At 69.2% G+C, this 7,330-nt stretch carries 6 protein-coding genes and 2 pseudogenes; 2 read left to right on the top strand and 6 right to left on the bottom strand.

Going from position 1 to position 7,330, the window contains the following annotated elements; all coding sequences use genetic code 11:
* Nucleotides 1-255: 255 nt before the first annotated feature.
* Nucleotides 256-2,450, top strand: a pseudogene (locus tag I0Q12_RS17980) (molybdopterin-dependent oxidoreductase).
* On the opposite strand, the gene I0Q12_RS17975 reads toward I0Q12_RS17980, so the two are convergent.
* Both I0Q12_RS17975 and I0Q12_RS17970 read right to left on the bottom strand, forming a co-directional pair.
* A complete protein-coding gene (locus I0Q12_RS17975) occupies nt 2,434-3,258 on the bottom strand; it encodes an ABC transporter permease (protein ID WP_197253203.1) in 825 nt (274 codons plus the stop codon). The pseudogene I0Q12_RS17980 and the gene I0Q12_RS17975 sit on opposite strands and share 17 nt — an antisense overlap.
* Entirely contained in the window at nt 3,255-4,250 is a 996-nt protein-coding gene (locus I0Q12_RS17970) for an ABC transporter ATP-binding protein (protein WP_197253211.1), read from the bottom strand. Before I0Q12_RS17970 ends, I0Q12_RS17975 begins: the two co-directional genes overlap by 4 nt.
* Nucleotides 4,251-4,308: 58 nt before the next feature.
* On the opposite strand from I0Q12_RS17970, the gene I0Q12_RS17965 reads away from it, so the two are divergent.
* Nucleotides 4,309-5,157 (top strand): TetR/AcrR family transcriptional regulator, encoded by an 849-nt coding sequence (locus I0Q12_RS17965; RefSeq protein ID WP_307846333.1) that lies wholly within the window; start codon nt 4,309-4,311, stop codon nt 5,155-5,157.
* 40 nt (nt 5,158-5,197) lie between these two features.
* Here I0Q12_RS17965 and I0Q12_RS17960 read toward each other — a convergent pair whose 3' ends face one another.
* From I0Q12_RS17960 to I0Q12_RS17945, 4 genes and pseudogenes are all read right to left on the bottom strand, one after another.
* Nucleotides 5,198-5,455: a chorismate mutase gene (locus I0Q12_RS17960; RefSeq protein WP_197253199.1), complete on the bottom strand. Its 258-nt coding sequence runs from the start codon at nt 5,453-5,455 to the stop codon at nt 5,198-5,200.
* A 49-nt stretch (nt 5,456-5,504) separates the two neighbouring features.
* A complete protein-coding gene (locus I0Q12_RS17955) occupies nt 5,505-6,341 on the bottom strand; it encodes an ABC transporter permease (protein ID WP_231610936.1) in 837 nt (278 codons plus the stop codon).
* Nucleotides 6,338-7,120, bottom strand: a complete 783-nt coding sequence (locus I0Q12_RS17950) for an ABC transporter permease (protein ID WP_197253197.1) — start codon at nt 7,118-7,120, stop codon at nt 6,338-6,340. The genes I0Q12_RS17955 and I0Q12_RS17950 overlap by 4 nt, the downstream gene beginning before the upstream one ends.
* Nucleotides 7,117-7,330 (bottom strand): annotated as a pseudogene (locus I0Q12_RS17945) (ACT domain-containing protein); the annotation flags it as partial. The pseudogene I0Q12_RS17945 and the gene I0Q12_RS17950, both read right to left, overlap by 4 nt.

Genomic DNA, 7,330 nt, shown 5'->3' with positions numbered 1-7,330 from the left:
CCGCGACATCGGCTGGGAGGGAACGGTTCTCGATCTTCCGTCGGGAAGCTGGACGGATCGGCTCACCGGCCGGGCCTTCACCGGCTCGGTACCCCTGAGCGAGATCCTCGGCACCCTGCCGGTCGCGGCCATCGCCCGCGACGACGGGTGAACATCGCCCGCGACGGGACGGACCGAAGGTGTCCTCTCGCGGACGATCGTCCGTACTGTCGAACCTTCGTTACGAGCGCCTCGCGGGAGTGCTAGGTTTCACACATGACCGCGGAGGGGGCCGCCGTGTCCACACGTACCGTCGCTCGTCAGTGCACCCTGTGTGAGGCGCACTGCGGAATACGCGTCACCGTCGACCACGACAGGGTCACCCGCATCGAGGGCGATCCCGATGACGTGCTCTCGCACGGCTACATCTGCCCGAAGGCCACCGCGCTCGCGGATCTGCACCACGACCCGGACCGGCTCCGTCGCCCGATGCGACGCGTCGGCGACGGCTTCGAGGAGATCGGCTGGGACGAGGCGTTCGCGCTGGCCGGCGAACGGTTGCGCGCCGTCCGGCGACGGCACGGTCGCGACGCGATCGCGATGTACCTGGGCAACCCGGCCGCACACAGCTCGTCGGTCGTCTACGGCATCGCGCTGCGTGTCGCCCTCCTCACCCGCAAGTTCTATTCGGCGTCCTCGATCGATCAGTTCCCGCAGGAGTTCGCGGCGTGGAAGATGTTCGGCTCGAACGTGCTGATGCCGATCGCCGACATCGACCGCACCGACCGACTGCTGATCCTCGGCGCCAATCCCGCGGTGTCCAACGGCTCGATCACCACGATGCCCGACGCCCGCGGCCGCATCGCCGCGATCCGGCGCCGCGGTGGATCCGTGGTCGTCGTCGACCCGCGGCGCACCGAGACGGCGCGGCTGGCGGACGAGCACGTCGCGGTGCGTCCGGGCGGCGATCCGTACCTGCTGCTCGGCATGCTGCACACGATCCTCGCCGACGGCACCGGCCCGGCACCGGGCACCGTGCCGCTGACCGGCATCGAGGACCTCGCCGAGCTGGTCGCACCCTGCACGCCCGAGGCGATGGCGCCCCGCGCCGGGGTGGACGCGGACACCATCCGGCGCCTGGCCCGCGACCACGCCGCGGCCCGGTCCGCGATCGCGTACGCCCGCATCGGTGTCTGCCATCAGGTCACCGGCACCCTCACCCACTGGCTGGTGAACACGCTCAACGCCGTGACCGGAAATCTCGACCGGCCGGGCGGCCAGATGTTCGCGACGCCACCGATCGACGCGGCCCGTCTCGTGCGGCTCTTCGGTTCGGGCTACGGCCTGTGGAACAGCCGCACCGGCGAGCACAAGTCGTTCCGGACCGAACTGCCGGTGGTGGGTCTGGCCGACGAGATGCTCGGTGACGCAGCGGGTTCCGGCGGCCCCGTCCGCGCGCTGGTCACCTACGCCGGAAACCCGGTGCTGTCCACCCCGCAGGGAGGCCGTCTCGACGAGGCCCTCGAGGGTCTCGACTTCTTCGTCGCGGTCGACATGTACCTCACCGAGACGTCCCGGCACGCCGACCTGATCCTTCCGCCGGTGTCCCACCTCGAACGCGAGGAATTCGACTTCCTGTTCCCGGTCTTCTCCGTCCGCAACAACGCACGGTTCAACGCTCGGGTGTTCGAGCCTGCGGCGGACGCGCTCGAGGACTGGCAGATCCTGTCGCGCCTGGTCCTCGAGGTGCTTCCGCTTCCGTTGCGGTCGCGGCTGACTCGTCCTCTCCGCGCCCTGCTCGATCGAGTCAGCCCACTGCGGCTCGGTGCGCTCGGTGTCCTGACCGGCCCGCACGGTGTGCTGCGCCGCGGGCTTCGGGGCCTGACACTCGGGAAGATCCGGCGCTCCCCCGGCGGAGTCGACCTCGGGCCGCTGCAGCCGCGGCTGCGTTCCCTGCTGGCCACCCGGGACCGCCGAGTGCATGTGGCGCCGCCCGAATTCGTCGACGAGACCCGCCGCCTGCTCGCCGAGACCGAGAACGACGCGCGGGACACCGAATTCGACCTCCGCCTGATCGGACGCCGGCACCTGCGGTCGAACAACTCGTGGATGCACAACATTCCGACGATGGTCAAGGGCCGCGACCGGTGCACGGTCCTGATGCATCCCGACGACGCGGCGTCCCGGTCGCTCGTCCACGGCCAGCCGGTGACCGTGCGCTCCCGGACCGGCAGCATCGTGGTGCCCGTCGAGGTCAGCGACGAGATCCGGCCGCGATTCCGCACGGCTGGGGTCACGACGAGAAGGGTGTCGGCTGGTCCACGGCCGCCGCCCACCCCGGCGCCAACGTCAACCTGCTGCACGATCCGGCGGTCACCGACACCTTCACCGGCAACGCCGCAGTCAACGCGACGATGGTGAACGTGGCCGCGACGACCACCGCGGGCACCGCCGTCAGACCGTCCGATTGACCGTGCGGATGCCGACCCACAACCCGACCGCGCAGGTCGCGAACGCGGCGACGAAACCCCACGCGACGTCGCTGTCCCACAGCGTGCCGGTGAACAACGCACGCTCGGCGTCGACGATGTAGGTCAGCGGGTTCACCTTGGCCGCCGCCTGCATCCACGCGGGACCCGAGTCGAGCGGCAGCATCATGCCGGCGAGCAGCAGCAGGGGGAAGATCACGGACTGCTGGACGCCCCAGAACAGCCACTCCCGGCCCTTCGCCGCCAGGCCCAGCGCGTAGGACAGCGCACCGAGACCGATCCCGAAGATGCCCAGGATCAACAGGCCCACGAGCACCTGGATCGGATAGAAGGCCAGGCCGAACGGGATCGCGGCGACCGTGATGAGCAACGCCTGCCCGACGAGCGGTGCGAACTCCTTCAGTGCGCGGCCGACGAGGATGGACGAGCGGTCCAGTGGTGTTGCGAGGATGCGTTCGTAGGCACCGGTCATCAACTCGTACAGCAGGTTGCCGCCGACCATGCCGGTGCCGAAGATCGCGATCATCACGAGCACACCGGGCAGGAACCACTGCAGCGCCGTATCCCCACCGATGCCACCGGCGCCGAGCATGCCGTCGAGCAGCGGACCGAACAACGCGAGGAACACCAGCGGTTGCAGCAGCGAGAAGATCAGCGTGAACGGATCGTGCAGCACGACGAGGATCTCGCGCGTGAACACCGCCCCGGTGTCGTGGAGCCACTTGCGTAGCCGCGAGCGATCTTCCAGGACACAGGATTCGGCCGCGGTCCGGTCGATCACGTAGGTCATGCCGCCTCCTCGCGCAGGGACCTGCCGGTCAGATTGAGGAACACGTCGTCGAGCGACGCGGGTTTCACGTCGGTCGAGGTGACGGACACGCCCGCGGCGTCCAGGGCTCGCATCAGCGGCGGAACCAACTCGGGGCCGTTGCGTGTGCTGAGTGCGAGCCGCACCGCGCCCGTGCCGGTCACCGATTCGGTCACGGAGACGACGGCGGACGGCAGCACCGACCGTGCGGTCGCCGGGCTCTGCCCCGCGGCCAGTTCGACGGTGACGACATCGTCGGCGTAGTCCCGTTCGAGCACCTCGGGTGCGGCGTCTGCAATGACGGTGCCGTGGTCGATCAGCACGATCCGCTCGGCCATCGCGTCGGCCTCGTCGAGGTAGTGAGTGGTGAGCAGCAGCGTCATACCGTTCTCCTCACGCAATCGCAGGACGTGCTCCCACAGATTCGCGCGGGCGTGCGGGTCGAGGCCGGTGGTGGGCTCGTCCAGGAACAGCAGGCGCGGATGGTTCATCAGTCCCATCGCGACGTCGAGCCGGCGGCGCTGTCCGCCCGAGAGGGATTGCACGGTGCGCTTCTCCAGACCGGTCAGTTCCAGCGCCTCGAGCAGGTCCGCGGCACGTCGTTTCGCGACGTCGCCGGGGACGGAATAGAACCGCGCCTGGTTCCGCAGTTCGTCGCCGACCCGGTACGAGTAGCCCCCGGCGTTGCCCTGTCCGACGTATCCGATGCGGGCCCGCACCGCGGCCGGCTCGTGCACGACGTCGCGGCCGGCGACCTCGGCGGTTCCGGAGGTCGGCGTCAGCACCGAGGTGAGCATCCTGATAGTGGTCGACTTTCCGGCGCCGTTGGGGCCGAGGATCGCCACGAGTTCCCCTTGGGCGACATCGAGGTCGATGCCTTTGACCGCCTCGACGGTCTCTTTCCTGCGGCGAAAGGTCTTGGTCAGTCCTCTCGCCCGAATCGCGTTTCCCGTACGGTGTACCGATTCAGTCACAGATTTGACGGTACGCTGTACGAAAAGCACGCGCAACGGCATCTTCCGAGGAGTTCGAGTGGTCGAGATCGATCCGGCCGACAACACCACACCCCCGGCGGGCGACAAGCGATTCGCACCCTTGTGGGAACCGCCGGCAGCTCCGACGCGTGGCCGGCCCGCGCGCGTGAACCGCACGCAGATCGTCGACGCCGCGGTCGCGATCGCCGACGAGCGCGGACTCGACGCGGTGTCGATGCGCTCGGTCGCGCGGGCGCTCGGCGTCGGCACGATGACCCTCTATTCGCATGTGCCGTCCCGGGACCATCTGATCGATGCCATGATCGACCGCGCCTACGCCGACCTCGCACTGCCCGACCCGGAACTGCCGTGGCGCACCGCGCTCGAAACCTATGCGCGCGGGTACTTTTCGCTGCTGCGGACCCATTCCTGGCTCCTCACCGTGAACACCTGGCGAATGCCGTTGGCACCCCACGTCTTCGACGCGGACGAGGCCGCCTTCCGGATCCTCGTCGACACCGGCCTGACCGCGAACCAGGTCGTGGAGACGATCGGCATCGTGCGCCAGGCCGTGTCCGGGTTCGCGCGCGCCGCCGCTGCGGAGATCGCCGACGAACGCGACCAGGGCACCGACTACGAGGCGTACTGGTCCGCGCAGACCGACTTCTGGGAGAACACCTTCGACCCGGCCCGCTACCCGACGATGACGCGGTTGTGGACGATGGGGGCGTTCGACGACGCCGCCACTCCGTTCGACCTGCGCATCGGCGGGCTGCTCGACACCATCGAGCTGCTCATCGAGCGGGCCGGGGACTCCGGTAGCGCTGTCCCGTCGTTCGACGAGTGCGTGCGCATGTCCGGACCCGACCCTGCCGGGTGTGCGGACGTCGACACAGCCGACGCTTGAGCTCCGAGCTTCCGCACTCCCCCGCCGGGCTACGCAGGCGTCAGCGCAGCCGAAGCAGACTCATCGCCATCGCCGTCCCGGATCCCCCGAGTTCGCTGGTGTACCGGCGGATCACGTCGATGTCGTCCGCGTGGGTCACCCTCGGCGACCCTGCGACGACACGCGCCTCCGCGATGCGCCGGGCCAGTTCCGTGCGCTGCTGCACGGCGGCGACAATGCCGGCGTCGAGCCGGTCCATCTCGTCGTAGAGCCGGTCGACCTCGAGTTCGGCGAGGGTGGGTCTGATGATCGCAGTCACGTCGTTTTCTCCTTCTGGTGATGGGTACGGGTTTCGGTCCGACCGGTGGTCAGCACAGGGCGCGGCGGTACCGGCGTGCGAGCGGGATCGCGCATCCGCCGATCAGGACGGCCGACCACGCGAGTATCCGGACCAGCGGTTCGGCGACGGGACCACCGAGCGAGAACGCCTGCATGGTCTCGACCGCCGCGGTCATCGGCTGGTTCTCCACCAACGGTCGGATCCAGCCGGGATAGGCGGTCGCCGGAACGAAACCCGGGTTGAAGAACAGCAACAGCGTGCACAGGAGCGAAACAGCCTCGACCACACCGGTATTCGACCAGGTCAGACCGATGGTGGTGACGAGGACCGCGAAGCCGACGCCGAAGATCACCGGTACAGCCACGAATCCGAGCGCGGCGAGAGCCCCGGCGTGGAACCGGAATCCGAGTGCTGTCCCGACGGCCAGGATCACCGTGGTGGTCGCGGCGATCCGCACCGCCTCCGCAACCGAGCGCGACAACAACGCCGACGCCCGGTGGACCGGCAGTGTCCACAGCCGTCCCGGCAGGCCCGCCTCGCATTCACGACGGAGGTTGATCGTTCCGGCGAGCGAACCGAGCAACGCGCTCATCACCGCGACCATGGGTACCGTGCCGTACAGCGCGTCGTGACCGGCGAAGGCCGTGACCTGCCGGCCCAGCACGACGTCGAGCATCACCAGCATCGCGACCGGATAGGCGAGGGTCTGGACCACGGTCATGGGGTCCCGGCGCCAGCGGGTGAGCAGTCGGCGCGACTGCAACCAGGTGTGCGGCAGCAGCATCCGGATCGAGTTCTCCGCCGCGGGAACGATTGTCGTCACAGGAATCCCCTGAGTCGTGGGGGTGCCGGTCGTCGTGGTCATGCTCGCCTCCCGGTGACGCGCACCGCCATCCATCCGACGATCCCGAGCAGGGCGCACAGCCACAGCAGCGTCGGAACCAGCAGGTGGGCGTCGAAATTGCCGTCGGCCAGTGCGCGCAGCGTGATCGTGAACTGGGAGACCGGCTGATTGCGCACGATCGGCTGGGCCCACTGCGGAAACTGTTCGAGGGGAAGGAATCCGCACGAGAACATGCCCAGGACGAGTTGCGGAACGGCCAGCGCGCGAGTGGTGGCCTCCGGGCTGCGTGAGAGTGTGCCCAAAACGTCGGCGGCGAGTGTGAGGATCACCCCGATCGCCAGTGCAGCCGTGCAGAACGCCACCGCGGCGGTGGGTCCGGCATCGAAACGGAAACCGATCACGTGGCCGCACACCACGGCAACGGCGACCGCGAGCACGCAGCGCACGGTGCTCGCCGAGACCCGTGCGGTGACCGGGACGACCGCGGGTATCGGCATCGCCGCGAACCGCCGGTCGACGCCGCGCACCGCGTCGGTGGCCGCGACGAACGCGGCGGTGATCGCCGTGAACGACACCGCCTGCAGGGCGATCAGCGGCATGAGGAACCGCCCGTATTCGACGGTGCCGCCGGAGAACCGCGTGATCACCGCGTGCAGCGGGACGTAGAAGCCGAGGGTGAACACGATCGGCGCGATCAGCGCGGTCAGCATCGATCCGCCGCGCAGCGCCGATCCCAGCCCACGGGCCGTGAGCACCCACCACTGGCGGATCGGTGTGCTTTCGGAAGCGAGGCTGGTCATGCCGCGACCTCCAGCGGTGCCGTTTCGCTTCCGGTGAGAGTGAGGAACACCTCGTCGAGCGACGGGCGGCGCAGCGCGATGTCCGCGATCTCGATGCCCCGCGCCGCGACCGCAGCGGCGACCCGGGCGAGGGTGCCGGCCCCGTCGGGTGCGGGCACCGCGACCCGGTCGGCTCCGATCTCGACCGCTCCGTAGGTGAGGGTGCGGACA

The organism is Rhodococcus sp. CX (assembly GCF_015865005.1).
In the GTDB taxonomy this organism is placed as follows: Bacteria; Actinomycetota; Actinomycetes; order Mycobacteriales; family Mycobacteriaceae; genus Rhodococcus.
The sequence above is the reverse complement of the archived record's forward strand: the minus strand, read 5'-3'. Positions and strand labels throughout refer to the sequence as shown.